We start from the raw sequence: 25,568 nt of genomic DNA, 5'->3' as shown, positions 1-25,568 counted from the left end.
GGAGACAGAGCATGAAAGCAGCGACGCACTCAATACAGAGCAGCTCGAAGGAGTCAGGCGGTGGTATTCGACGCCTGCTGTCAACGTATCGTACCGAAATTGCAATCGCTATTGCGATTGTCGTCATCGAACTCGCCGTCGGAATGGTCGTTCCCGCTGCGCTGTCGATTGGAAATCTCGCGAACGTTACCCAGGCCGCCGCGCCGCTGGTCATCATGGCGTTCGGTGTACTACTCGTGATTATTACGGGTGGAATCGATCTGTCAGTCGGCTCAGTCTTTTCCCTGACTGGCATGGTGACTGGACTCGCTATGTCGCATGGTTATGGCGCCATTGTGAGCAGTCTCGCCGGCCTGGCTATCGGTTTCATCATCGGTTCGATTAATGGTGCGCTGGTGACGTTCGTAGGTCTCGCGCCATTCGTCGTGACCCTCAGTACATATGCCATTGCTGGAAGTCTGTCGTTCATCGTCACCGACGGCCACTCACTTCCTGTCAACGACCCGAACTATTGGCTTCTCAACTCCGGAACGCTGATTCCCGGTGTCATCAACTACGTGCTCTGGTGCGTGCTGCTTCTGATTGTCATCGAGTTCTGTCTGCGCAAAGTCGTGGCCGGCAGATGGCTGTACGCGGTGGGCAGCAGCAGCTCTTCGGCTCGTGTCATCGGCATCCCCGTCAACAGCGTTCGTTTAACCGCTTATGTCATTTCGGGATTACTCGCGTCATTCGCCGGCATCGTAAGCATCTCGTACATCAGCAACGCAGAAGCAACGGCCGGCTCGAGCTTGATGCTGCAAGCAATCGCGGCGGTGGTTATCGGCGGCGCAAGCCTCTTCGGTGGAACCGGCTCGGCCATCGGTGCGCTGCTCGGCGCACTGATGATAACGATTATCCAGAACGGCGCAAACCTCATTGGCGTGAACAGTTTCTGGCAAGGCACCGTGACAGGTGTCGTGATTCTCATCGCGGTCCTTGTCGACCGCGTCACCAAAGCACGGCGATAAGCCGGCATTACAACACCCAGCATGGAGACAATGATGAACGCTTTTCGATTCGCCAAATTCCGCCGCCGTGGAACGCCGTTGACCACGATGGCCGTGTGTAGCGCGCTGGCTTGCGTCGCCATGGTCTCACAGCCGGCACTCGCGCAGGCGAAGCAGACGGTTGCCTATATCGCGCCGTCGCTGGACATCTCGTACTGGCAATGGGTTGCGTACGGGGTCAAGGAACGCGCAAAAGAACTGGGCATGAACTACGTGGAATTCACCTCCGAGAATTCTCCCGCGAAGCAGATGGACAATGTGAAGACGGCACTGACGCGAGGCGTCTCTGCCATCGTCATGGGGCCTGTCAGCTCGACGAGCACGCCTCCTGTATTGAGGCTGCTCAAGGATAAATCTGTTCCTATCGCGTTTGCTGGTATCGGTCCGCAGGCGGGGCAGACAGACTACACATCGGCGGTCACGGCCAACAATTACGAAACCGGCAAGGCGCAGGGCACATATGTCTGCAAGCTTGCAAAGGAGCGCGGTGGTAACAAGATTGCGATGCTGTCACTTCCGCAGGACCGGGAGAACGCGCAAAAATATATGAAAGGCGCGAAAGAGTCGTTCGCTGCGAACGGTTGTGACCTGGTTCAGGTTCTCGAGACCCACGGTCTGACTGTCAATGAGGCTGTTTCGCAGGCAAACGACATCCTGACCGCCCACCCGGACGTCAAGGCCATCTACGGCATGTACGATGAAGCTGCTACGGGCGCAGCCAAAGCGCTTCAGACACGCGGCCTCACCGGGAAGGTTGCCGTTGTGACTGCTGATGGAAGCCCGACCACCATCAAACTGCTGCGTGACGGCGCGATTCAGGGCATTTTCCTGCAGGAAGCCGTCGGCCAGGGAATCGACGCGACAACACAAGTGAACAATGCATTGAACAAAAAGCCGACGACTCAGGAGTTGGCGCTCAAAGAGCCGCTCGTGACGAAGGAAACGATTGACCAGCCCGAGACTCAGGGTATCGTGAAGCGCGTGTATCCGCCGTCGGCAGGCAGCTACTAAGCTCAATCGCGCGCGCCAAGGCCGCCTGCAGATGCGCCGGCGGCCTGGTGCTTCAACTTGAAAGCATCCGGAGACATCGTGGAAAAGCTCCCTATCATTGACCCTCACCACCACCTCTATGACCTGAAGGACGGCAACTATCCGTGGCTTCAGGGGCCCATGCTTGAGCGAGTTTTCGGTGATTACTCGGCGATACGCGAAGACTATCTGATTGAAAACTTCCTGGCGGACATAAGGAACCAGAATGTCGTCAAGACGGTTCATCTTCAGGTTGAATATGATCACAATGACCCAGTTGCGGAAACGCGTTGGCTACAGAGCGTTGCGGACAAGCATGGGTACCCGCATGGAATTGTCGGCTTTGCGGACCTGTCATCACCGAAGGTGCAGGAGGTATTGGAAGCACACCTCGAGTATCCTAACGTACGTGGAATTCGCCAGTGTCTTAACTTCCATCGGGACCCCGTCAAGACGTTCATTGACAATCCGCATCTCATGAGCGACCCGCAATGGCGATCAGGCTACTCCCTTCTCCGGCGGTACGACCTGTCTTTCGACTTACAACTGTACTGCACCCAGATGGAAGAAGCGACGGCGCTGGCCCAGGCTTATCCCGATACTCCTGTCATTCTCAACCATACTGGCATGCCGGTGGATCGCACGCCTGCCGAAATAGAAGGTTGGAGAAAAGGAATGAAACTACTGGCCTCTGCCCCAAATGTTTCATGCAAGATTTCAGGTCTTGGCATGGCGGACTGGAAATGGACGGTCGACAGCATTCGGCCGTTCGTACTCGATGCAATCGATGCATTCGGCGTCGGACGATGCATGTTCGCCAGTAATTTCCCGGTGGACAAGTTGTTCAGCACTTACGACGCAATCTTCGACGCGTTCAAGGCAATTACGAAGGAGTTCACCGGATCTGAGCGTCGTGCGCTATTCCATGACAATGCGGAGCGCGTCTACAGGCTTTGATGCTCGAACGCTAATGGTATCTCCCGGTCGGGAGCGTCGAGTAGGCGCATTCTTGTGGAAGAAAAAGACGTTCCGGCGCTTTCTTATAGGCACGTTGATGGATTATGTGCTGCAGCCTACCGTCGTGCCAAGGATCTGCAGAATATGCACACGCAACTGCCGGTGCAGCATACTCGATTTCACGCCTCACAACGCCCCCCGTCGCCGATAAATCCGAACGGCTAAGATTCCTGCGGCAGTGGGCTGGCAACAGTATGACCGCTTTGCGCTCGCGGGATAGGGGTAGGAAACGGCGATCGCCGTCCCCTCCCTCCGAACCCGGTGTGCAGTTTTCCCACGACGGGCTCTCCAGTCAGTTGTTTCCACATCGGGATTGGCGCGCCAATCGAAGGGCCTCGGACATTGTGAACAGCCCAAGATTAGCGAAGAAGGCATTTGGCCAGCGTGTGTGATCGCGAAAGCATCGACCCTGACCCGGACGGTGAAGCTGTCGGCGCAGGATCGCTCGCAGACGGCGACGAACAAATCCGTCGACCGACGAGAAGGTGTATCGGTGGGCATGCTGGAAATAGCCGAACCAGCCACGCAGGATCGCGTTGATCGAGGCAATGATGCCCTCAATCGAATCGCCCCTGTTGCGTCTGGTCAGGGTGCGGATTTTGTCTCGCAGCCCCATAAGACTCTTCTTGCGCACCCAACGCTCACCGGCTTCGAACCGGTAGCCCAGAAACTCGAACCCTTGACCCTCCAACCGGCAATCCCCAACGTGGGTTTTATCCGGATGCAGCTTCAAGCCGTTCGCATCCACCCAGGCCCGCAAGCGAGTGAGCGCAGCTTCCGCCTCCTCACGTGTGCGGCATAACACCACGGCGTCATCCGCGTAGCGCACCATGACCAGCCCTGCCTGGCGCATTTCCACGTCAAGCTCGTGCAGGTACAGATTTGCCAACAGGGGGCTGACAACCGCCCCTTGAGGACTGCCGGAAGTCGGCGTCCAACGCATCATGTCTTCCATGATGTCTTGCTTGAGAAAGGACTGGATGAGTTCCAGGACTCGGCCGTCCGCAATCCGCCCGGCCACTTTCGCAAGAAGGGGGAGGTGTGGAATCGAGTCGAAATAGCTTTGCAGGTCGGCGTCGACCACCCAGCAGTAGCCCGCTTTCACATGCCGGTCAACTTCCCTCAGCGCATCCTTGCAACCCAAACCCGGGCGGAAGCCGTAGCTTCTCGGCTCAAACTCATGCTCAAAGATCGGCTCGATGACCAGCTTGAGCGCTGCCTGGACGACGCGGTCTTTGACAGCGGGTATGCCGAGCGGGCGACGTCCTTTACCTTTCGGTATGTAGACGCGCCGCACCGGCTGTGGGCGATAACTACCATCCTGCAATGCATGCGCCAGTTCAGCGAGATATCGGTCCCGCGCTTGCGCGAATCGCTTCACGCTCATGCGGTCCACTCCCGCCGCCCCGGCGTTCTTCTCGACCTGAGCCCATCCCTGCGCGAGCGTGTCCAGGCGAAACACCTTGTCGATCAAGCTGAACCACTTACCTCCTTTAACTCCGTTTTGTAGAGCAGCCAACATAGCGTCCGTCCAGATTGCGGCTGGCGCGAATTTCCGCTGCACGCAGCTTCCCAGCGCGTCTGCATCTCGTCTAGTCGTTACCGACACTGGCGATGCTTCGATCTTCATCTTTGCCTCGTTCCGGTCTTTTGCTATCAACTTTCCTGCCCCGCTTCCCTAGTGCGCCTTTTGCTCTGACGCAGGTCTTCACGGCTTGACGCTGCCATGTGCAGTACTATCGGGACTCTGACTCCTGCCAGCGTTCACCTCGCCGGCAGGTCTCCCCGCTTGCTTCGTGCCACCGTCCCATCGTTCCGTCCTCAACCACGTGGTACGCCACCGCACCGCTTTATCCGCCACGACAGCGTGCTGTGTTGCTTCCAGGCTTCGCCACTTTAGTGCAGGCTCGCCGCCATACCCCGCCGAAACAGGTTCGTTAACCTACGGACCGACAGTTCGCTTCCGGTTACTCCCCACCCCGCCTCACGACGACGCAGTTACCTTCAGCTACGGAGCTGTGGCCAACTCCGGCAGGGACTTTCACCCTGCAGATGGCACGCCATCACGGGCGTACACTAAACCGCTCGCGCGGTAGGGGCTACGGTCCGACGCTGGAGATCAGGGAGAGGCCGGTCACGCGGCTTTATGTTGGCGAATGAGGCAATCCGCCTCGTTCTTCAACAGGAGCCGAATCATGACCTCCTCACCAGCAAACGCCAGCCCGCTGCGCCAGCGCATGATCGACGACATGCGCATGCGCCAGCTTGCCCCGAAGACGCAGGAGAGCTATCTGCGCATCGTGCGCGAGTTCGCCCGGTTTCTCGAGCGCTCGCCCGACATGGCTACCGTCGAGGACCTGCGGCGCTACCAGCTGTATCTGGTCGATCACGGCACCTCGCCCGTCTCACTGAACCGCGCGATCACCGGCCTGAAGTTCTTCTTCACCGTCACGCTCGACCGGCCCGAACTGATGGTCAGGATGCAGCCGGTGCGCGTGCCCCGCATATTGCCCGTCGTGCTTAGTCCCGATGAGGTGCGGCGCCTCATCGAGGCAGCCGGCAACCTGAAGCACCAGACCGCGCTGTCGGTCGCCTACGGTGCCGGGCTGCGCGCGAGCGAAGTGGTGGCGCTGAAGGTCACCGACGTCGACAGCCAGCGCATGACACTGCGTATCGAGCAGGGCAAGGGCCGCCGCGACCGCTACGCAATGCTCTCACCGGTTCTGCTTGAGCGTCTGCGTGTGTGGTGGCGCGTGGCCCGTGCGCAGGGCAAGATGCTCGACGGCGGGTGGCTGTTTCCCGGGCTCGATCCGGTCGATGCGCTGAGCACGCGGCAACTGAACCGCGCCATTCACGCCGCCGCCGAGGCCGCGCACATCGACAAGCGCGTGTCCATGCACACGCTTCGACACAGTTTCGCGACACACCTCCTTGAACAGAAGGTGGACATCCGCGTGATCCAGGTCCTGCTTGGCCATGCGAAGCTGGAGAACACCGCGCTTTACGTCCAGGTCGCCACCGACCTGCTGCAGGAGGTCACCAGCCCGCTGGACCGGCTGCCTACCGAGTAAGCCCGCAGCCGCAACGCCTCATGCTGGAGGTTGCGGAGATCTTCCGCAGCCACGGGCCAGCGTGGCGAGCCACGACACACCTGAGCCTGGGGCAGCTGAAGGTCATGTCGGCCATCGAACGGTGCCGCACGGCGGCACTGGGCGGACATGTGCTGCGCTGTTCAGGCTGCGCAAGGACGGAAGTGTCCTTCAACTCGTGCCGGGACCGCCATTGCCCGAAGTGCCAGGCCAGCGCCGCACACCGCTGGCTGGAGGCGCGCCAGGCCGACCTGCTACCCGTCGAGTACTTCCACGTCGTCTTCACGCTTCCCGCACCCATCAGCGCGATCGCCTGGTACAACAAACGGATCATCTACGGCCTGCTGCTCGACATCGCCGCCGACACGCTGCGCACGATCGCTGCCGATCCCAGGCATCTCGGCGCGCAGATCGGAGCCACGCTCGTACTGCACACCTGGGGCTCAGCCCTTACGCATCATCCACACGCGCACGGCATCGTACCCGGCGGCGGACTCTCGCCCGATGGCGAGCGCTGGATTGCGTGCCGGCCCGGCTTCTTCCTGCCGGTGCGCGTGCTCTCACGCCTGTTCCGCCGGCGCTTCCTCGAAGCGCTCGAACTGGCCCACCGGAATCGCCAGCTGCAGTTCTTCGGCGAGTACACCGGGCTCGCTGATCCCGCCACCTTTGCCCACTGGCTTGCGCCGCTGCGTACCTGCGAATGGGTGGTCTACGCCAAGCGCCCGTTCGCCGGACCGAAGGCGGTGCTCGAGTACCTCTCACGCTACACGCACCGCGTTGCCATCTCCAACCAGCGTCTGGTCGCCTTCGATGAGCGCGGTGTGACGTTCCGCTGGAAGGACTACCGCGCGAAGGGACACACCCGCTACAAGACCATGACCCTCGAAACCGGCGAATTCATACGCCGCTTCCTGCTCCATGTGCTGCCCGGCGGTTTCCATCGCATCCGTCACTACGGACTGCTCGCCAACCCGGTACGCCGCGCCAGGCTCGCCAGGGTGCGCGATCTGCTACACGTCGCACCAGGGATCAGCCCGTCACCGGACGACGCCACCCTCGAAACCCGGCCCGTCTTCATCTGCCGGCACTGCGGCGCACCGATGATCGTCGTCGACATCCTCGCGCGCAGCGCCCCGATCCGCGCACCGCCAATGCGCCGGGAGCAGACATGAACTCCACGGTTCCCCGATATCTGAACCGACCGTCGGCTTTGCGGCAACGCGGCCCACGAGCGGACATTTGCGCGTGTCGCTTCTCGAAGCGCCTCCCAAGCCCGCGTCATCATCGCGATTGCACCTCAGTACCGCTTCGCCATCGCGTCAGTGCCCGTCCGGCATCCCGCCTGAACGCGCCGCATCCGGCACCGCTGAGCATCCCGGCCTATCAATCGCCATAGCCGCGAAGACTTCAAGCGCTTCGGGGCACTCCGCGGTTTCCTCCATCGAGGCTTATTCGACGCCTGCCGACACGCGCGCAGGCACCGTCACATTCCTGTGGCCGATGGCAGGCATCGAATAACCCTTAACGGGTACAGCCGACCGCGTCGGTCGGCAGACGGCCACTTTCGGACAATGGTCAGCGCCACCACAGAGACGTTCGAACGTCAGCTTCATCCAGAATACCGCTCATCCCCGGCTGGCCGGCGGGCCCCTTGACTTGCGTCAACCGCACGTGGCCAGGCCGCGGCAGTATAAATGCAGGACCTGCTCGTCGCTGCCCGCCTGCCAAACGCATCTCCGCTTTTGCGAGGACGCGGCGATGCGAATAACCTGCCTGCAGCCATGCCATGCGCAACGATACCGCTCCCAGCGAACGCCTGAAGCAGTATGCCTATCGGTTGCACGCCGCCGTCATGGCGCTCGCGCTGTCGCTGTCCGCTTGCCTGTCGCTTGCGCCGCAATATGAACGCCCCGCATTGCCGGTCGCACCCTCGTGGCCGACCGACGCGCCGGACGCGGGCCAGTCAACTGCCCCCGACGTGACTTGGCGCGACTACTTTCCCGACCCGCAGCTTCAGGCCCTGATCGCGCAGGCACTCGAGAATAACCGCGACCTGCGCATTGCGGTGCAGCGTGTCGAAGAAGCGCGCGCGGCATACGGCGTACGCCGCTCCGATCAATTCCCTACCGTCGAAGCGGGGGCGTCGTACGTCCGCTTCCGGACGCCGGGCGGCATCCTGGGCAGCCAGCCGATCGACGGCGCGGGCTATAGCGTGAGTCTGACGGAGAGCAACTGGGAGCTCGACTTCTGGGGACGCGTGCGCAACCTGAAGGATGCCGCGCTCGAAAACTTTCTGGCCAGCGACGCATCGCGGCGCGCCACCACCCTTGCGCTGATCACGCAGGTCGCCGACAGCTACCTTTTGCTACGCGAGTTCGACGAGCGCATTGCAATCGCGCACCAGACGATTGCGACCCGCACGGAATCCTTACGCATCTTCCGGCGGCGCTACGAGGTCGGCGCGACGTCGAGGCTCGACCTGACGCAGTCGCAGATTCTGCTTGAACAAGCGCTTACTCTCGCGGCACAGCTACAGCAGCAGCGCGCCACGGATGCTCATGCGCTCGACGTGCTCGTCGGCTCGCCGGTGGCGCAGTCGCAGGCGCAACTGGACGACGACAGCGTTCGCGCCGATCTCGCCGCGGGCCTGCCGTCGCAACTGCTGGAAAATCGCCCCGACATCGTGGCCGCCGAACATCAGCTGCGCGCAGCCGACGCGAACATCGGCGCGGCGCGCGCGGCATTCTTCCCGCGCATCACGCTTACCGGCGCACTCGGCAGCGGCAGCACCGCGCTCCAGGACCTGTTCTCGTCAAACACCGGCGCGTGGATCTTTCTGCCGAACGTGTCTTTGCCGATCTTCGACGCAGGACGTAATCGCAGCAATCTGCATCTCGAAGAAGCGCGACAGAAAGAGGCGGTTGCGCAGTACGAGAAAAGCATCCAATCCGCATTCCGCGACGTGGCCGATGCGTTGTCGGCGCGCGAGTGGCTGGCCGACCAGGTTCAATCCGCACGCGCGACCCTCGATGCGCAGACCGAACGTGCGCGGCTGGCGCGGCTGCGTTACGACAGCGGGGCGACGCCGTTCCTCGAGGTGCTCGATGCGCAGCGCGATCTGCTCGACGCACAGCAGGCGCTCGTGCAGACCCGCAGGGCGCTGCTGTCGAGCCGGGTCACGCTTTACGCAGCGCTAGGCGGCAATGTGGAGCACGAGGCGCGAGCCGGCCAGCCGCCTCCGATAGCTGGACATTCGCCACCACAGGACTCGTCGCAATGAACGTTGCAACTACAACAAAAAGGCTAATCGCCGTTGCAGTGCTGCTGATCGCCGCCGCTGCCGGCTACTATGCGTGGACACGACTGCACACGGATGGCCTGGGCGACGCGTTTGCGAGCGGCAACGGCCGTGTCGAGGCGACCGAGATCGACGTCGCGACAAAGCTCGCCGGCCGCGTCAATAGCATCTACGTCGATGAAGGCGACTTCGTGAAAGCGGGTCAGCCGCTCGCCAAAATGCAGGTGACCGTGCTCGAGGCGCAACTCGACGAAGCGCGTGCGCAGCATCAGCAGGCCATCAACAACGCGGCGAGCGTCGAGGCGCAGGTCGCACAGCGGGTGAGCGACAAGGCCGCGGCTCAGGCGCTCGTGATGCAGCGCGAAGCCGAACTCGACGCTGCGCGGCGCAAGCTCGCGCGCTCCGAGACGCTGTCGCGCGAAGGCGCTTCGTCGATGCAGGAACTCGACGACGACCGCGCCCGGATGCGCAGCACCGAGGCAGCGGTGAACGCCGCCACCGCCCAAGTCGCGACCGCGGCCGCCGCGATCGATGCAGCCCGCGCGCAACTTGTCGCTGCGCGTTCGATGGTGGTGGCCGCTCAGGCCACCGTCGCACGGGTCAATGCCGATATCGTCGACAGCGAACTCACCGCGCCGCGCGACGGCCGCGTGCAGTACCGCGTCGCGGAGCCGGGTGAAGTGCTCGCAGCGGGCGGAACGGTCCTCAACATGATCGACCTCTCCGACGTTTACATGACCTTCTTCTTGCCCGAGACGGTAGCGGGCAAAGTTGCGCTCGGCGCCGAAGTGCGCGTGGTCCTCGATGCCGCGCCCAACTATGTGATCCCGGCCGCGGTCACGTTCGTTGCCAGCACCGCGCAGTTCACGCCGAAAACCGTCGAAACCGCGAACGAGCGCCAGAAACTGATGTTTCGCGTCAAGGCGCGGATCAGCCGCGAGTTGCTGCTCCAGCATCTGAAGCTCGTCAAGACGGGACTGCCGGGTGTCGCGTGGGTGCGTGTCGATTCGCGGGTCCCGTGGCCCGCGAAGCTGTCCATCCGGGTGCCGCAGTGAGCGCGACGTCGCCCATCCTCGCAGACGACCTGCGCACCGGTGGCGCAAGCCGCGCGCCGGTCGTGCGTCTGAAGCGCGTAAGCCTGCGCTACCGCAAGACGGTCGCGCTCGATGACGTCACGCTCGACATTCCGGCGAGCTGCATGGTGGGCCTGATCGGTCCGGACGGCGTCGGCAAGTCGAGCCTGCTTGCGTTGGCGGCGGGCGCGCGCAAGGTGCAGCACGGCACTGTCGAGGCGCTTGGCGGCGACATGGCGTCGGCACCTCACCGCAACCGCGTCTGCCCGCGCATCGCGTACATGCCGCAGGGCCTGGGGAAGAATCTGTACCCGACGCTGTCGGTCGAAGAAAACCTGCAGTTCTTCGCGCGGCTATTCGACCACGACGCAGCCGAACGCCGCCGTCGCGTCCACGACCTGACGCGCAGCACCGGGCTTTATCCGTTTCTGTCGCGCCCGGCGGGCAAGCTTTCCGGCGGCATGAAGCAGAAGCTCGCGCTGTGCTGCGCACTGATTCACGACCCGGATCTGCTGATTCTCGACGAGCCGACCACGGGCGTCGACCCGCTTGCGCGCGTGCAGTTCTGGAGCCTGATCGCGCGCATTCGCGAAACGCATCCGGCGATGAGCGTGATCGTCGCCACCGCCTATATGGACGAAGCACAGCGCTTCGACTGGCTCGTCGCGCTCGATGCCGGGCGCGTGCTCGCGACCGGCACGCCGGCCGCGCTTCTCGAGCAAACGAACGGCAAGACGCTCGAAGCAGCGTTCATTGCGCTTCTGCCCGAGGCAAGACGACGCGGACACCGCGCTATCCAGATTGCTCCGCTGCCGGCGGTCGACGAGGCGGAGATCGCTATCGAGGCCCATGACCTGACGATGCGTTTTGGCGACTTCGTCGCGGTCGACCACGTGAACTTCCGCATCCGCAAGGGCGAAATCTTTGGCTTCCTCGGCTCCAATGGCTGCGGCAAGTCGACGACGATGAAAATACTGACGGGCCTGCTGCCGGCAACGGGAGGCTCCGCTACGCTGTTCGGCCGCGCAGTGGATCCAGACGACATCGACACGCGCAGGCGCGTCGGCTACATGTCACAAGCGTTCTCGCTGTATGGCGAGCTCACCGTGCGACAAAACCTCGTGCTTCACGCGCGGCTCTTTCATGTGAACGAGCATGAGGTTCCCGCGCGCGTCGACGAAATGGTGAAGCGCTTCGGCCTCGCGGACGTGCTCGACGCGCTGCCCGTGAGCCTGCCGCTTGGTGTCAGGCAGCGCCTGTCGCTCGCCGTCGCGATAGTACACAAACCGGAACTGCTGATTCTTGACGAACCGACCTCGGGCGTGGATCCGATCGCGCGCGACAGCTTCTGGCAACTGATGCTCGATCTGGCTCGCCACGACCGCGTGACGATCTTCATCTCGACGCACTTCATGAATGAAGCCGAGCGTTGCGATCGCATATCGCTTATGCACGCCGGCAAGGTGCTCGCGAGCGATGCGCCGGCCGCGCTCGTGCACTCGCGCCGCGCGGCGACGCTCGAAGCGGCGTTCATCGGCTATCTGGTCGATGCGGGCGGCGAGCCGGCCATCGATTCCGCGTCGTCGCTCGCGACAATCGCCGCGCCGCGCGAAGCGCCCGCCCGCGTGCCCCGCCACCGCCCGTTCAGCCCGGCGCGGATGCTCAGTTATATGTGGCGTGAAGCGCTGGAGCTGCGGCGCGACCCCGTGCGCGCGACGCTCGCGCTGCTGGGCTCGCTCGTGCTGATGTGCGTGATGGGCTTCGGTATCAATATGGACGTCGAAAACCTGAGTTTCGCTGTACTCGATCGCGACCAGACCGAACTGAGCCGCGACTACGCGCTGAACATCTCGGGATCGCGCTACTTCATCGAGCAGCAGGAGCCGCTCGCCGACTATGATGACCTCGACAGGCGCATGCGCAGCGGCCGTCTCTCGCTTGCCGTCGAAATCCCCCCGAACTTCGCACGCGACCTGCAGCGCGGCAGACAGGTCGAGATCGGCGCGTGGATCGACGGCGCGATGCCGCAACGAGGCGAAACGATACGCGGCTACGTGCTAGGCATGCACGCGGCCTGGCTCGCCGATCAGGCGCAGCACCGGCTCGGCGCGGCACCCGCCGCCCGGCTCGACATCGAAACGCGCTTTCGCTACAACCCCGACGTGAGGAGCCTCCCCGCGATGGTGCCGGCGATCATTCCGATGCTGCTGCTGATGCTGCCCGCGATGCTGACCGCGCTTGCGGTCGTGCGCGAACGCGAACTGGGTTCGATCGTAAACCTGTACGTCACGCCGGTCACGCGCGCGGAATTTCTGCTCGGCAAACAGGTGCCGTATGTGCTGCTCGCGCTCCTCAACTTCCTGCTGATGACATTGATGGCGCAATTCGCGTTCGGCGTCCCTGTAAAGGGCAGCTTCATGACGCTGCTTGCGGCCGTTCTTGTCTTCAGTATCGTGGCCACCGCCCTTGGGCTCCTCGCGTCCACGTTCACGCGTAGCCAGATTTCCGCCATTTTTCTCACCATCATCGGCACCATGGTGCCGACGATCCAGTTCGCGGGGCTGATCAATCCGCTTTCTTCGATGGAAGGCAGCGGCCGGTTGATCGGGCAGATCTATCCCGCCGGCTACATGTTCACGATCAGCCGCGGTGTATTCAACAAGGCGCTCGGCTTCAACGAACTGCGGACACAGTTCTGGCCGCTGCTCGTCACGATACCGGTGGTGATGCTGGTGACGATGGCGATGCTGCGCAAGCAGGAGACGTGACGATGATACGCAGGCTCTCGAACATCTACCGGCTCGGCATCAAGGAACTGTGGAGCCTGCGGCGCGATCCGATCATGCTCGTGCTGATCATCTACACGTTCACCGTATCGATCTACTCGGCCGCGACAGCGCAGCCCGATACGCTGCACAAGGCGCCGATCGCGGTGGTCGACGAGGACGCGTCGCCGCTTTCGGCGCGGATTGTCGAGGCGTTTTTTCCGCCGCAGTTCGACACGCCCGCACTCATTTCGGCATCCGCCGTCGACCGGGGGCTCGACACTGGCACATACACTTTCGCGCTCGACATCCCGCCGAATTTCCAGCGCGACATCCTCGCGGGCCGTCGCGCCGTCATCCAGCTGAACGTCGACGCGACCCGGATGAGTCAGGCGTTCACCGGCAGCGGCTACGTGCAGCAGATCGTGAGCGGCGAGGTCGATACGTTCGCGCGACGCTATCGCGCGAACGCGGTGCTACCTGTCGATATTGCCATACACATGCGTTTCAACCCGAACCTCGAACATGTGCGATTCGGCGCATTAATGGAGATAATCAACAGCGTCACGATGCTGTCGATCATTCTCACTGGCGCGGCGCTCATCCGGGAGCGCGAGCACGGCACCATCGAACACTTGCTGGTCATGCCCGTGACGCCGGGGGAAATTATGCTCTCGAAGGTCTGGGCGATGGGGCTCGTCGTCCTCGTTGCCGCCGCGTTCTCGCTGACGTTCGTCGTACGTGGGGCGCTGCACGTGCCGGTCGAAGGATCGGTGGCGCTATTCATGCTGGGCGCCGCGCTGCACCTGTTCGCGACGACGTCGATGGGGATTTTCCTCGCGACGCTCGCCCGCAGCATGCCGCAGTTCGGCATGCTGATCGTGCTCGTGCTGCTGCCGTTGCAGATGCTGTCGGGCAGCATCACTCCACGGGAGAGCATGCCGCAAATCGTTCAGGACATCATGCTCGCGGCACCCACAACGCACTTCGTCGAACTGGGTCAGGCGATACTTTACCGGGGCGCGGGCATCGACGTGGTGTGGCGGCCGTTCTGCGCATTGATCGCGATCGGAGCCACGCTGTTCGCGCTATCGCTGCGCAGGTTTCGGAAAACCATCAGCCAGATGGCCTAGCCAGGCAATTGCAGATAGCTCGCATCGAATTAGTCCGCCCCGTTCGTTCTCGCCTTCGCGTCAACCTTCCGACAAAGGTCGCTCAGTAACCATCGCGCGGCCTTTTCCGGGCGATCCATTCCGTAAGTTGCGAACTTGATTATCGATAACGGCGATGTTCATCCTGATACTGAAAAGGCCAACGCCCCCGGTAGACCTCAGAGTCCGTCGGCGGCACTTCGGATAGCCCAGCTACAAGGATCCTTTTCACAATGCGTACGGGCCGGCCCGGTATTGCGCTGGCCCGAACATCGATCCAGTCAGCCTGAAATCATTTTCCATCCCGAAATATGCGTGATACTGCTGATATCCTTGACATGGTCAGTCCAGGGCACGCTCGCCACCGCAATGGGCTTCGCTCGACATAAACATCCAAAACCAGCAGACCAGCGCATCTCGAAGGATGCTGTTCCGGAAAACTTGCACTCGCGCCGGCAGATATTGCATGGTATTCAGGGCCAGGTGACTGACGGATCGTGAGGGAGCGCCGGCTCATTTTCACAGCATGCAGGGCATCGATAGTCGAGGCTCATCACCCCACACCAGCAACAATTCCTCTCGATTGGCGGGTCCCGAATTGCCATCGATTGCATCCACTGCAATACGCACCGTCTCCGCAAGCTCGTATGATTGACGCCGAGATTTGCGTGAGCCTGCCACATGCCGACCTCACCGTCGAACCAGCGGCGTGGGAACTCGCATACCGGATCGCCACCGCGTCGCCAGCTGGCTCGGTTCCGCGTCGGCGGCAACACGAATCGGTTCGCCGGTCAGTCTGCTCGCGCACAACGCGCACCTCGCCCAGATCATCGCGGACGCCGATCCGTGTCGCGCTTGCGCGATCGAAAGAAGCTGCCGCAGGCGCTGGCACCAAGCGTAGCACGCGGCCCGGACGCCGCCTGATTGCGAAAAGTGGAGCAGGTGCCCTCTCAATCGGCGATCGCTAAGGATCGGCGCATCATTGACGCCGAACTCCCCCTGCGCGTGCAAGCACGCGGCACAAGATCGCGGCCCCCAGCTTCCTGGCCAGGCGCGTGGTTCCGTCCAATAATCCACCCCCTATCCCTTTGCGCCTTCCTCATGACCCACGTCAAAAGAAAGTAGCTCGCTGCGCTTCAGGATAACTATGCGAAAAGAAGAAAGAGCTGCCTGAACATCGTGGCGCACCGTCATGAGAATCTCGCTCCGAGGCCTCCTGACAGTCATGCGTGGCATGGACTTCGGGGCGCTTCTGATGCTCGCCTTCCCCAAGGAGCCGGTATTTGGCGCAGCGCCAGCATGAACGCGTGCCTGCAGGCATACCGGGCCCGCGACCGAGACCATGACAGTGTCGGGCCTGACGCCCAACGGCGTCGCCTTTGTGCCTCGGAGCGAACCCCATACATTAGGAAACTGGCCATGCTCAACGAGCCTGGCGCATGCGCCGCCAGAGGTAGCGCACACGAGGACGGGCAGAAGTTCGCCGTGCGCTTCGCCTTGCGCCGCGCGACGCTCGCGCCGTCGAGCTACAACAGCCAACCGTGGCATTTCATACTCGGCACGGATCGCATACTGCTATGCGCGGACCGGCTGCGCGCGCTGCCTGTCGTCGATCCGTACGACCGCGAGCTCATCATCAGTTGTGGCGCTGCGCTCTTCAATCTGCGTGTAGCGCTTGCAAGCCTCGGCATGGGCTACGCGATCACGCTCTTCCCGTCGAGCGCGGATCCCGATCTGCTCGCCGACGTGCACCTGCTGCGTGAGCGCACTGCCGGGGCCGAACTCGCCGGGCTCGTGAGCGCGATTTCCGAGCGGGTCACCACGCGACATCCGTTCTCCGCAGAGCCCGTCGAGATAGCCATCGGACAGCACCTGATGGAGGCCGCACATGCCGAGGGGGTCGATGTCGCATGCGTGAGCGCGACCGAGTCGCGCAATGCGATCGCCGACCTCGTTGCAAAGGCCGACTTGCAGCAGTTCGCCAACCCGCGGTTCAGGCGGGAACTCGCGAGATGGATCCACCCTCGACACACGAACGACGGCATGCCGCCCGGCGCAGCCGGGCTCGGCCCTCGCCTCGAATTTGCCAGACCACTTGTGGCCCCGGCTATCCGGGCGTTCGATTTTGGCGCCGGCATAGCCGCGATGCATCGCAACCTGGCGGCGGGCTCGCCGCTCCTGCTGTGCCTCGCGACCGGCATCGACGATGTGCAGGCCTGGATCGCCACGGGCCAGGCCCTCGAACGGGTGTTGTTGGTCGCTACCCTGAATGGCCTGTGCACCTCGTATCTGAACCAGCCGATCGAGATCCAGGAGTTGCGCTCCCAACTCGGCATGCTGACCGGGTTGCCGGATGCGTCCTGGCCGCAGTTTCTGCTGCTCATAGGTCACGGAATACCCGACGCGGCAACGCTGCGGCGCCCGCTCCACGAGGTCATCTCGTAAGTAGCAGGGTGCACCACAAAGTCCCTGGCACTCCCGGGAACATCACCTCACCCCGGGTACCAGCGTCGCCGCAGTTGCCAAAAAAAGAAGCCGCGCTCAGGCGCAGGCCGTTTACACAGGTCAGGTGCTCGAGCGCACATCGACAAAGGAAGACGCAGTTCTCAGTAAAGTACCGGGGAGGGGATGTTGATGGCTAATGGCCAGCTTTGTCGGCATTGATTCCAGATGTGGAGATGATTCCCGTACCGACTGTTGATGAAAATCAAATGGCGCGAGGTTGACATGCTGATAATTATTCAAATGGCGGTACGGTGAGCATCGTCGCTGCTCACCGCGTCCCGTAACACCTCATGACAAGGAGCGCAGGATGCAAACCTCACGCCGTTACTTCTTGATCGTCGCCGCATCGCTCGCGTCAACGGCTGTGCTCCAAACCGGGGCACGCGCCGTTGCCCCGGAGCTCTCCGAGAGCGACCCCACGGCACAGGCTCTCGGCTACAAATCCGACGGCGCGAACGTGGACACCGCCAAGTATCCGAAACATCAGGCCGGGCAAGTTTGCTCGAATTGCCAGTTCTACCAGGGCAAGGCGGGGGATACGTCTGGAGCTTGTACGGTGTTTTCCGGAAAACTGGTCAGCGCCAGGGGGTGGTGCAGCGCTTACATGAAGAAGCCCTGAACGGAACTTTCAGCGTTACCTCTTGACCAGGCGCAGCCTGGGGAGTTTCTGACCAGGTCGCGGGCAAGCAAAACCCGTTGGCGAGTTCAACGCTGAGGCAGATGCGTCAGGCCTCCTCTCTGATGGTCGAGCTACTGGCGACGCCGCCGTGGGGCGCTCCCGCGAAAACAATGCCGCGTTCGATCTGAGATTTCCGGCTTTTGAAGCCAGTGAGCAGAACGAATTGAATTCGGCCGAACTATCGCGACAGGAGGCAGCGCAGTCCGCAATGCTGCGCAGCCAAGGCATGCGGCGCGGAATCCGCCCAAGCTGCACGTTCCTCGCGGTCGCGTTATCCTGGGTGCAATCTGGCCGGCTTTGCGCAGACCTCCGCGCTCCGCATTTCCCTATGTGTCATCCTGCATCTGACCTTGGGCATCAAGAGCGATCTTCCTGCGTAACGCGACGAAGCGTTCCACTACATTGTCACCGAACAGGGGATCAAGGCTCGGCACTGCCGCCGCGACCGCAGCCCAGTCTTCTTCGGTCAACACCCGCGCGGCGCGGGGCATCACTTCCCGCTCCTCTGTCGAAAGGTGGTGACGATAGTACACAAGATATGTAGCGGTGGCTGCCTCGAGAGCCGCCCGCGGTACGAGGGCATCTCCCGCAGCTTCGTTCAAGCGATTGAAGAGTTCTTCTCCGGCCGTGGCAATCACGCGATGCTCCTGCAGAAGCCGGTTCACTACCAGTTGAATTTCGGGATCCCGTTTTAAAAGCTGCGCATATGCAATGTCTTCCGGAGGAAATGATCCGAATAGAGGGTTGAAGCAGGTCGATGCTGCACCTGAAATTCGAGAAATGCATTCCGTAGTCGTAGATCCACCTGCCCACCCGATGAATCTCGTACAGCAACAGGAGGATGGGAAACACGTAGCTGACGACGTAGGTCGGAACGGTTGCATGCCGCAGCTCAACATAGAAATGATGGGTGGCTTGCATGATTACTCCCCTACTCGTCTCGCTGTCACAAATCCTGTCCCGGTTGCCTTCGGGACTTCGGGAACGAGACAAAACCGCAATTCGCCGGCTCGAATGCGAGTCAACCTTGGATACACCATGTGCCTGGTTGCACGCCGACACATTGATTTGGATCAAAGTGAGAGCAATTTGCGACATCCGTGCAACAGTGGCCGGCTCTCCAGAAATGCTGGGGCACGGCGCAAGCGCGGCAACGCCGCAACCGGGTCGGATTGGCGCCGACATCTCGAATTTCCATATGCATGAACAGGTTCGCCTGAATAGCGGATGTTATGCACCATCAACAAATCATCACCCGTGTACCCGTTGCTGATGTGAATAATAGTCAGCCGGAGACGCAATCGCGGCATCGTCGAGCTGCGAAGCGATAGCCACACAGGCCCGCGCATCAGTCTCCCCGCGCGCGTGCTCGCGGAAATTCCTGAGCTGCGCCATCGGATACCTCAGATACCGCGGCGTTTGCGCGCTCAGCTGTTCCACGCCTCACGGGTTTGTTCGGTCTTCATGGCAGCCCCCAGACGAACGATGGGAGTTCGATATTGTTACCGCACTTCGTGCGCCCGCTTACGATCAATTCTCCGGAGGCTTGCAGCCAACTAACTCCCGCCATTGTCCCTGCTCTTCCATCGGAGATTCGAGCGTCGATTCCCCACCGGATCGTGTATCTTGGTGCGCCAAACACGGCGGGGGGCTATGCAGTCGCAACTTCACCTCATGCAAGTACCGCTTGACGCTGCCGCTTGTCCCGAACTCGTCAAGGCCACGTTGTTTAGCACCGCGCGACGTGCGGGAGCAAAACCTCTATTACCAGGAAGCAGCCCACAAGTATAGAAACAGCGTGTCGTTGGAACTTGCGTTGCGCCCGTTACCATCGTAGTTGCTGCTCGCGCCAAGATATTTGGTGAAATGCGTATACTGTAAGCCGATGCGAAGGTATTGCACCGGGATCCAAAAAATCTCAGGCGTCCAGCCTTGCGTATTGGGGGAGAAATTCGCGCTGCCGGCGTAGGCGACGCTATCAGAACTACCCGTCGTATTGAAGAATGAAAGGCTTATACCGTATTTGTTCTGGTAGACGTATGACGCCTTAAGCCGCAGGCTGTTCAGATTCCCCGACGTGCTGTCGCCCAGAACGAAATTGTTCGGGTCGTGGATATTCTCTTTGACATAGAGCGCCTGGGCGGTAATCGTATGCGGGTCGAGGATGTATTCATACTGCGCGTCCGCGCCAATATCCCGATAGCGGGTTACGCCCTGCACGAATATCGGGAAATCGTTTGCATCGTTGGGATAGACGTTCACGTTAAACCCGAACGCGCCTAGCATGACACTATGTGGACCCCAGTCACGGGTAAAGGCGATTCGCGCGTATGGGTTGTACCCGCGCAGATAGATCTGCGGGTGAGCTGGGTCGCCCGCACTGTTTCCATGGCTCAGGAACGACCAGATGCCATCTGCCGTGCTGTACGCCGTCAATTCCGCGTAAATCGTCTTGTTCCAATACATATAGGCGCCCGTGCCTACGACCTGTTGGGCCAGTGCCCCGTCGATAATTGGCAGGTTCTCAATGCGGGCAACCGGGCTAATCGTTGAGGAAATGTAGGGGTAGCTCCACGCCGGCGCGCTATTCCACACGTCCTGCACGGTGGGATTGTTGTGCACGGTCAGGCCGAGTATCAGGTCGCTGGTGTCCCCGATGATACTGTCCACAAAACGGAAGTCGGTGTTGTCCGACCCCCAGCGGCCCTGCCACCGGCCGTCACCGTTCTGGTGATCGTAATTCGAGTATGTGAACTGAGCGAATCCGCCAATATGATCGGTAATTTTCCCGGCGAGGAAGATGCTGGCCGAATCGAACATTGGAAGGCCGTTTTTGGGATTGATGGGCATCCCGTTAGAGTCGAGGTTATTGCGTGTGTTACTCAGATCGGCAGTGGCCATTGCTGCTAGCGGAATCGTGCGCTTGCCGATGGTGTAGCCATTTAACTTGAACCACCGCCCGTAGGGAGTCAGTTCAGGAAATTGCCCGCCGGCGTGACACGCCACGCAACTTTGCCCCGTCTGTCGTGCGAATATGGGCAATGCATGGGCTGCAGAAGCCTGGAGCAGGCAAAGTGCCGCCACTACAGCAATCCAGGCGCGGCGAAGCAGGTAGCAGCATGTTCGGTCGCGGGCAAGAGCGGACGTCGTGATCATTTTTCCCCCTGCGGTGTCGCCGCCTTGCACTCTTCCTTGACGGCATCGGTAGCGAAGGCGAATCATTTAGCCATGAGTGAATCTCGCTGTGCCGTGGCAACGGCGCATTGATCAAGATCATCTGGCATACGGAATAACTTGTTCAGAGTCCGCCGCCCCGTCATGCGGGGAATATCTTATTTGGATTGCAGGTAGGTCACCACGGCCTTAGCCTGTTCGTCATTCAAGGTATGCGCCACTGCGCTCATTACTGGCGCATTGCCACGCGTACCGTTTTTGAAAACCTCGATCTGATGCAACAGATACTCCTTGTGTTGCCCGGCCAGCCGTGGGAATGTGCCGGCTCCCTGGGCCTGCGCGCCGTGACATGTTGCGCAAGCCGGCACGCCCTTATCCGGCACCCCACGTTCGAAGATTTCCTGTCCCCTGGCCGTCAAGGCGGCATCTCCACTCGCGCCTCGCGTTGCCGGCTGGTGCGAGAAATAGTCGGCCAGCGACTGGACAGCGGCGTCGTCCAGCAGTGCGGCAATGCCCCACATGTAATCGCGGGCAGTGTTTTCACCACGCGCGTGCTCGCGGAATCCTTTCAACTGGGCTTCGATGTATTCGGGGGTCTGCGCATTGAGCTTCGGAAACATCGGCGATTCGCTACGCCCGCCTACACCATGGCAGCCGGAACAAATCTGCATGGCAATGCGGGCGCCATCCTCGCTCTGTGCGAGGGCTGGTGTAAAGGTGAGGCCAGCTGCAGCAAGCAGCGCAATTACGGGCAATCGTGGACCGAGGATCATTTTTTATCTACGTTGTCTTCAAGTCGAACGGATGGAAGATGTCAACCCGTTCGGGCAGCGTAGGATATTTTTGAACTCAACACAAAGGGAAAGTTGAAGGCGGACGTGTTGTCCCACACACGCGACGTGTCCGGCTTTCTTGTCACAAGCGACGGCACTACAGTGGCGAGTCCCGAGTGTCTCGATCACGATCGGGCCGGTGCGTGAAGCGCTTTGGCATGGCACTCCCCACCAAACGGGCTCAGCTTGTTCGTTTTCGGGGCGCAACGAAATTTGCCCGACCGTCTCATGTGTGCTCAACGGACGGCCGCAAACGCCGGCTGAATCTCCCTCGTGGGTCCGGGCACTAGCAGAGTGCTTCCACGGAAGCAGTCATTTGCCGAGATGCCATGCAGTGCCCCGCGATCGACCGCAGCGGCCAGACGTTAGCCGGCTGGTGGTGGGGAGCAAATGGCCGTAGTTCCTTTGGAACCCACCGGTCGACCTGCGCCCGGTCGAAGGGCAGTTCAGGGTCGCAAGTCCGCATCCGCTGCCAGTGAGACCCGACATTCGCGGTCGTTGAGGTTCGATTGACGGGAGTACAACCTTAAGCTGCCTCACAAAGGGCGACACCTGAGCGTCAGCAATGGCCGATTACTTGCCGGCGGAGACGCCGCACGAATGGCCGTTCCAGTTTGCAACCTGCCATAGCCCTCGTATTGGGTCGAAAAAGCCTCAGTGAGTGAGCGCCCGAGACATCTCAGCAATCGGCATTGCGCGTATTGAGTTCAGCAGGCGCATCTCTCCCGCGTCTGGCGTCGCAATGTTCACGACCGCGTTGAATGTCTCATCCACGCGCGCACGGAACACTTCTAGCATCCCGTCAAGGAGGCGTTCGGCGCCCCTTCCTGGGAGCCCGAGTTCATCCGCCAGCTTCAACATGTTCTGTCTTGAGATGTCAGCAAAATGCCTGGCGTCGCCTACCTGCATGATCAATTCACAGTTCGGCCACTGGTCTGCGCGCTCCTGCTGATATGTTCTGGTGTGGTACACGGCCGTGCTGACGATGTCGTAGAACGGTGCCAGCGTATAGCCGAGCGGCGTCACGAAAAACGAAAGATTCTTCAGGTGCGCGTCGCCGTTACCGACAAGCACGTTGAAGACGACCCACCGGAAAATCTCCAGTCGGGTATTTGCCCGGGTACTTGTTCTGTCTATGGCCTCTCGCAGCCGCTGCGCGTTGGCGCCGTCGTATTTGTAGTCCTTCGAGAAGTTGAGCAACTGCGCTGCATCAATGAGGTGCAGTCGGCGCGTTGGCTGCGCCGTCGTATCCCGGTCAAATCGGTCGATGTAGCACGGTGTCGGGACGCGTACGAAGTGCGTCGCGGGTACGGGCAGTGCCACGGCTCGCGCAAGTCGCATACAGAAGAACTCGTTTATCGCAGAGTGGGGATAGCCTACCGCGCGTGCGTCCGGCTTGAGCAGTTGCATCGAGGGCTCACTGCCTTCCGGTTCAAAGAGCTCGCAGACGGGCGGCTCGCCGCGCATCGTTACGAGGAGCTTGGGCTGTGCCCCTGCCGCCGACATGCGTTTGGGCGCGTCAGCGGTCAAAGGCCGTTGCGGCATCGCGATAATCCGCGCCTCAAGATCGGCAAACGACAGCGGCCGCAATGCGCCAGGAGGCTCTTTTTCGTCGGGCGCGAGCAGTGTGAGCGCGCCAGCCGATTCCCGACCGTAGTAACCGAGGAGGCCCCAGGCATCGCTCCCATCAATTTTCGCCTCGCGTGCGAGCGCTTGGCGCAGGCCCTCCTCGGGAAGCAGGTTATCGAAGAACCATTGCACAGGACGATTGCTTGAGCCGTCGATAAAGGGCTCCTGCCGCAACGGGAACGCCGGCGACAGTGGGAAGGCGCTTTTGGCAGCGAGCCATTGTGGGACGTACGTGAACGACCAGATGTCGTCGTTGTCCGCGACGACCCCCATGCGCTCGCCATTGGCCCACGCTACGAGTTCCCTATTCGGCATTCGGGCTCCTACGCTTGCGGCGGGCCTGCTCCGCTGTCTTGGCCGAAATAGCGACGGATGTCTGAGCACGGAGCATGATGCCCAGCTCGGAGAGCAAGACGAAAACCTTGCCTATCTGGGCTGTCGGCTTTCCAGACTCCACATGTGTAATGAATTTGGGCGACAGCCCCGTGACGTTGACCAGGTCATCACGCGTGAGCCCCTGCGCGATGCGTGCAGCGCGAACAATGTTGCCAAGCTCCTCAACGTCCGTTATGGGGAAATCCGATTGATCCACAATGGCCCTTCTGTTCGTACCCGGCCGGGTACATCATAGCAGCAAGGCGGCTGATGCCTACAGAAAAAGTTCCGCTCGGGTACGAAGGATAATCTAGTCGGCGTGCTCCGAGTAACTCGTATCCGACCGGGTACGAATCTCAGTCCAAGATCACTGGGTAAGGGCGGTTGGCATCCGTTTGGGTACCAAGCAAGTCTCCCTCGATTTCGATCGGAGAAATAAAGCGACCTGGAGGGCGCCGATCGCACCTTACCTGCAGCGGAGAATCCGCACAATGTCGATGTCGCTGCTGGTTTTCCTACTAGTGGTCGCGAAGGTCCGACAAGGACTCTCAACAGGTCGATATGACCGATACGATGTCCGGCCAAATAGCCGTCCCCGCCGGCCCACGCATCACTTCATGGACTGCCACGATGCGGCAATCTGTTCGCCCACCGAATCTTGACATTACCCTTTTACAAAATTCGGGCTGGATTCAAGATGGCTTGGACAGTGGCGAGTGAGGTGCGGATATTGCTGAGTCTGCGTGGTAGCCAGAGGCAACCCAACTTCCCATGGAAACCGCCCTCATCACGCCCCGCCCCCTGGACCATGCTCGCAGTACCCGACGACCTCAACGGCCGCAATGGCGTGAACCGCGCCACCGGACGCCGCCAGATCGCCGCCGATGACGACCTCGATGCCGTGCGCGCCTGGCTTGCACACGCGGCCGGCACGCAAACCACATTCGAAAACTACCGCAAAGAGGCCGAACGACTACTGCTTTGGTCAATCGTCCAGCTCCGCAAGCCTCTGTCATCGCTTACGCACGGGGACCTGCTCCTGTACCAGCGCTTTCTCGCCGATCCGCAACCGTGCGGGCGCCGGGTCGCGGGCGAGCGCAAGATCCCACGGCGCGATCCACGCTGCTGGCGTCCGTTCCACCGGCCGCGCGCCGCGACGAGCCAACGCCAGGCCCTGGTGATCATCAACACCCTGTTTTCGTGGCTCGTCGGCGCGGGCTACCTCGCCGGCAACCCGCTGTCGCTCTCACGGCAGCGCACGCGGTGCGCATCGCCGCGGCTGACGCGCTTCCTCGGGCGCGACCTGTGGCAGGAAGTCAAGATCTACATCAACTCGTTACCCCGTCAAACGAACCGCGAGCGCGAACGCTACTGGCGCGTGCGCTGGCTCTTTACCCTGCTTTACCTGGGCGGCCTGCGCATCTCCGAGGTCAGCGGCAACACCATGTGCCGCTTCTTTTGCCGGCGCGACGCCGATGGACACCAGCGCTGGTGGATCGAGATCACCGGCAAGGGCGACAAGGAGCGGTTGGTGCCCGCATCTGACGAGATGATGGTGGAACTGGGGCGTTAGCGGAGCGCGCGCGGCCTACCCCTGTTGCCCGCTGCGTGCGAGGACACGCCGCTCGCGCTGCCGCTAGGCCACTCCATGAAGCCACTCACGCGCGCAGCGCTGCACATCATTATCAAGGCCATCTTCTATTCACTTGTTATGTAGCGATCCTAATCATATTGAGACTTGCTCACCCTGCCATCCTTATCGCGACAGAACCCAAAAAATTGCCCCGTTTCAGGTCGACCATCGACTACGAATCCGGACCCTGACCAGCGGTGAGCGCTATGCGATCGAGGATGGTACTACCCGGGCGCTCGAGTTGTCGTACCTTCTGCTATTCCCGTTCTCAA

General features: G+C 61.3%; 17 protein-coding genes and 1 pseudogene. 12 read left to right on the top strand and 6 right to left on the bottom strand.

What is annotated here, in order from left to right:
* The first annotated feature begins 11 nt into the window (after positions 1-11).
* The 3 genes from P5W99_RS26190 (at position 12) to P5W99_RS26180 (ending at position 3,032) form a co-directional block, all read left to right on the top strand.
* The gene (locus tag P5W99_RS26190) at positions 12-1,007 is read left to right on the top strand and encodes an ABC transporter permease (RefSeq protein ID WP_434665070.1); all 996 of its coding nucleotides are present in this window, start codon (positions 12-14) and stop codon (positions 1,005-1,007) included.
* Between the two features lie 30 nt (positions 1,008-1,037).
* Positions 1,038-2,057 (top strand): substrate-binding domain-containing protein, encoded by a 1,020-nt coding sequence (locus tag P5W99_RS26185; RefSeq protein ID WP_421073381.1) that lies wholly within the window; start codon positions 1,038-1,040, stop codon positions 2,055-2,057.
* 78 nt (positions 2,058-2,135) lie between these two features.
* Positions 2,136-3,032 carry an amidohydrolase family protein gene (locus tag P5W99_RS26180; RefSeq protein WP_421027710.1) on the top strand — a complete coding sequence of 299 codons (897 nt, stop codon included), beginning with the start codon at positions 2,136-2,138 and terminating at the stop codon, positions 3,030-3,032.
* 352 nt (positions 3,033-3,384) lie between these two features.
* Here the strand turns inward: P5W99_RS26180 and ltrA are convergent, their stop codons facing one another.
* Entirely contained in the window at positions 3,385-4,722 is a 1,338-nt protein-coding gene (gene ltrA / locus P5W99_RS26175) for a group II intron reverse transcriptase/maturase (protein ID WP_434665066.1), read from the bottom strand.
* 565 nt (positions 4,723-5,287) lie between these two features.
* Between ltrA and P5W99_RS26170 the strand changes: the two genes are divergently transcribed.
* From P5W99_RS26170 to P5W99_RS26135, 8 genes are all read left to right on the top strand, one after another.
* The gene (locus tag P5W99_RS26170) at positions 5,288-6,163 is read left to right on the top strand and encodes a tyrosine-type recombinase/integrase (RefSeq protein ID WP_434665064.1); all 876 of its coding nucleotides are present in this window, start codon (positions 5,288-5,290) and stop codon (positions 6,161-6,163) included.
* Between the two features lie 20 nt (positions 6,164-6,183).
* A complete protein-coding gene (locus P5W99_RS26165; protein ID WP_434664668.1) occupies positions 6,184-7,353 on the top strand; it encodes an IS91 family transposase in 1,170 nt (389 codons plus the stop codon).
* A 614-nt stretch (positions 7,354-7,967) separates the two neighbouring features.
* Positions 7,968-9,461 carry an efflux transporter outer membrane subunit gene (locus tag P5W99_RS26160; protein WP_434665061.1) on the top strand — a complete coding sequence of 498 codons (1,494 nt, stop codon included), beginning with the start codon at positions 7,968-7,970 and terminating at the stop codon, positions 9,459-9,461.
* Positions 9,458-10,534: an HlyD family secretion protein gene (locus P5W99_RS26155; RefSeq protein ID WP_434665058.1), complete on the top strand. Its 1,077-nt coding sequence runs from the start codon at positions 9,458-9,460 to the stop codon at positions 10,532-10,534. Before P5W99_RS26160 ends, P5W99_RS26155 begins: the two co-directional genes overlap by 4 nt.
* Before the next feature lie 29 nt (positions 10,535-10,563).
* Positions 10,564-13,320, top strand: coding sequence for a ribosome-associated ATPase/putative transporter RbbA (gene rbbA, locus P5W99_RS26150; RefSeq protein WP_434665426.1), 2,757 nt, complete (start codon positions 10,564-10,566; stop codon positions 13,318-13,320).
* Positions 13,321-13,325: 5 nt separating this feature from the next.
* A complete protein-coding gene (locus tag P5W99_RS26145; RefSeq protein ID WP_434665423.1) occupies positions 13,326-14,450 on the top strand; it encodes an ABC transporter permease in 1,125 nt (374 codons plus the stop codon).
* Between the two features lie 1,437 nt (positions 14,451-15,887).
* Positions 15,888-16,913 (top strand): Acg family FMN-binding oxidoreductase, encoded by a 1,026-nt coding sequence (locus P5W99_RS26140; protein ID WP_434665055.1) that lies wholly within the window; start codon positions 15,888-15,890, stop codon positions 16,911-16,913.
* Positions 16,914-17,280: 367 nt separating this feature from the next.
* A complete protein-coding gene (locus P5W99_RS26135; RefSeq protein ID WP_434665052.1) occupies positions 17,281-17,592 on the top strand; it encodes a high-potential iron-sulfur protein in 312 nt (103 codons plus the stop codon).
* A 386-nt stretch (positions 17,593-17,978) separates the two neighbouring features.
* On the opposite strand, the gene P5W99_RS26130 is transcribed toward P5W99_RS26135, so the two are convergent.
* From P5W99_RS26130 to P5W99_RS26110, 5 genes are all read right to left on the bottom strand, one after another.
* Positions 17,979-18,536, bottom strand: coding sequence for a hemerythrin domain-containing protein (locus tag P5W99_RS26130; RefSeq protein WP_434665050.1), 558 nt, complete (start codon positions 18,534-18,536; stop codon positions 17,979-17,981).
* Positions 18,537-19,416: 880 nt separating this feature from the next.
* Complete coding sequence (locus P5W99_RS26125; RefSeq protein ID WP_421029092.1) at positions 19,417-20,808, bottom strand: cytochrome C; 1,392 nt, start codon at positions 20,806-20,808, stop codon at positions 19,417-19,419.
* A 176-nt stretch (positions 20,809-20,984) separates the two neighbouring features.
* Positions 20,985-21,599, bottom strand: coding sequence for a c-type cytochrome (locus P5W99_RS26120; RefSeq protein ID WP_434665048.1), 615 nt, complete (start codon positions 21,597-21,599; stop codon positions 20,985-20,987).
* 714 nt (positions 21,600-22,313) lie between these two features.
* Entirely contained in the window at positions 22,314-23,603 is a 1,290-nt protein-coding gene (locus P5W99_RS26115; RefSeq protein WP_434665046.1) for a HipA domain-containing protein, read from the bottom strand.
* Positions 23,593-23,880, bottom strand: a complete 288-nt coding sequence (locus P5W99_RS26110; RefSeq protein WP_434665043.1) for a helix-turn-helix domain-containing protein — start codon at positions 23,878-23,880, stop codon at positions 23,593-23,595. Before P5W99_RS26110 ends, P5W99_RS26115 begins: the two co-directional genes overlap by 11 nt.
* A gap of 591 nt (positions 23,881-24,471) precedes the next feature.
* On the opposite strand from P5W99_RS26110, the pseudogene P5W99_RS26105 reads away from it, so the two are divergent.
* Positions 24,472-25,362: pseudogene (locus P5W99_RS26105) on the top strand (tyrosine-type recombinase/integrase); the annotation flags it as partial.
* Between the last annotated feature and the right edge of the window lie 206 nt (positions 25,363-25,568).

It is taken from the genome of Paraburkholderia sp. A3BS-1L (assembly GCF_051125215.1).
Lineage (GTDB): Bacteria > Pseudomonadota > Gammaproteobacteria > Burkholderiales > Burkholderiaceae > Paraburkholderia.
The sequence above is the reverse complement of the archived record's forward strand: the minus strand, read 5'-3'. Positions and strand labels throughout refer to the sequence as shown.

What these genes read in the sequence shown, in the direction of transcription:
- P5W99_RS26170 (WP_434665064.1), top strand. Translation starts at nt 5,288, where the DNA reads ATGACCTCCTCACCAGCAAACGCCAGCCCGCTGCGCCAGCGCATGATC.
- P5W99_RS26135 (WP_434665052.1), top strand. Translation starts at nt 17,281, where the DNA reads ATGCAAACCTCACGCCGTTACTTCTTGATCGTCGCCGCATCGCTCGCG.
- P5W99_RS26140 (WP_434665055.1), top strand. Translation starts at nt 15,888, where the DNA reads ATGCTCAACGAGCCTGGCGCATGCGCCGCCAGAGGTAGCGCACACGAG.
- P5W99_RS26155 (WP_434665058.1), top strand. Translation starts at nt 9,458, where the DNA reads ATGAACGTTGCAACTACAACAAAAAGGCTAATCGCCGTTGCAGTGCTG.
- P5W99_RS26125 (WP_421029092.1), bottom strand. Translation starts at nt 20,808, where the DNA reads ATGATCACGACGTCCGCTCTTGCCCGCGACCGAACATGCTGCTACCTG.
- P5W99_RS26130 (WP_434665050.1), bottom strand. Translation starts at nt 18,536, where the DNA reads ATGCAACCGTTCCGACCTACGTCGTCAGCTACGTGTTTCCCATCCTCC.
- P5W99_RS26165 (WP_434664668.1), top strand. Translation starts at nt 6,184, where the DNA reads ATGCTGGAGGTTGCGGAGATCTTCCGCAGCCACGGGCCAGCGTGGCGA.
- ltrA (WP_434665066.1), bottom strand. Translation starts at nt 4,722, where the DNA reads ATGAAGATCGAAGCATCGCCAGTGTCGGTAACGACTAGACGAGATGCA.
- P5W99_RS26115 (WP_434665046.1), bottom strand. Translation starts at nt 23,603, where the DNA reads ATGCCGAATAGGGAACTCGTAGCGTGGGCCAATGGCGAGCGCATGGGG.
- P5W99_RS26190 (WP_434665070.1), top strand. Translation starts at nt 12, where the DNA reads ATGAAAGCAGCGACGCACTCAATACAGAGCAGCTCGAAGGAGTCAGGC.
- P5W99_RS26120 (WP_434665048.1), bottom strand. Translation starts at nt 21,599, where the DNA reads ATGATCCTCGGTCCACGATTGCCCGTAATTGCGCTGCTTGCTGCAGCT.
- P5W99_RS26160 (WP_434665061.1), top strand. Translation starts at nt 7,968, where the DNA reads ATGCGCAACGATACCGCTCCCAGCGAACGCCTGAAGCAGTATGCCTAT.
- P5W99_RS26185 (WP_421073381.1), top strand. Translation starts at nt 1,038, where the DNA reads ATGATGAACGCTTTTCGATTCGCCAAATTCCGCCGCCGTGGAACGCCG.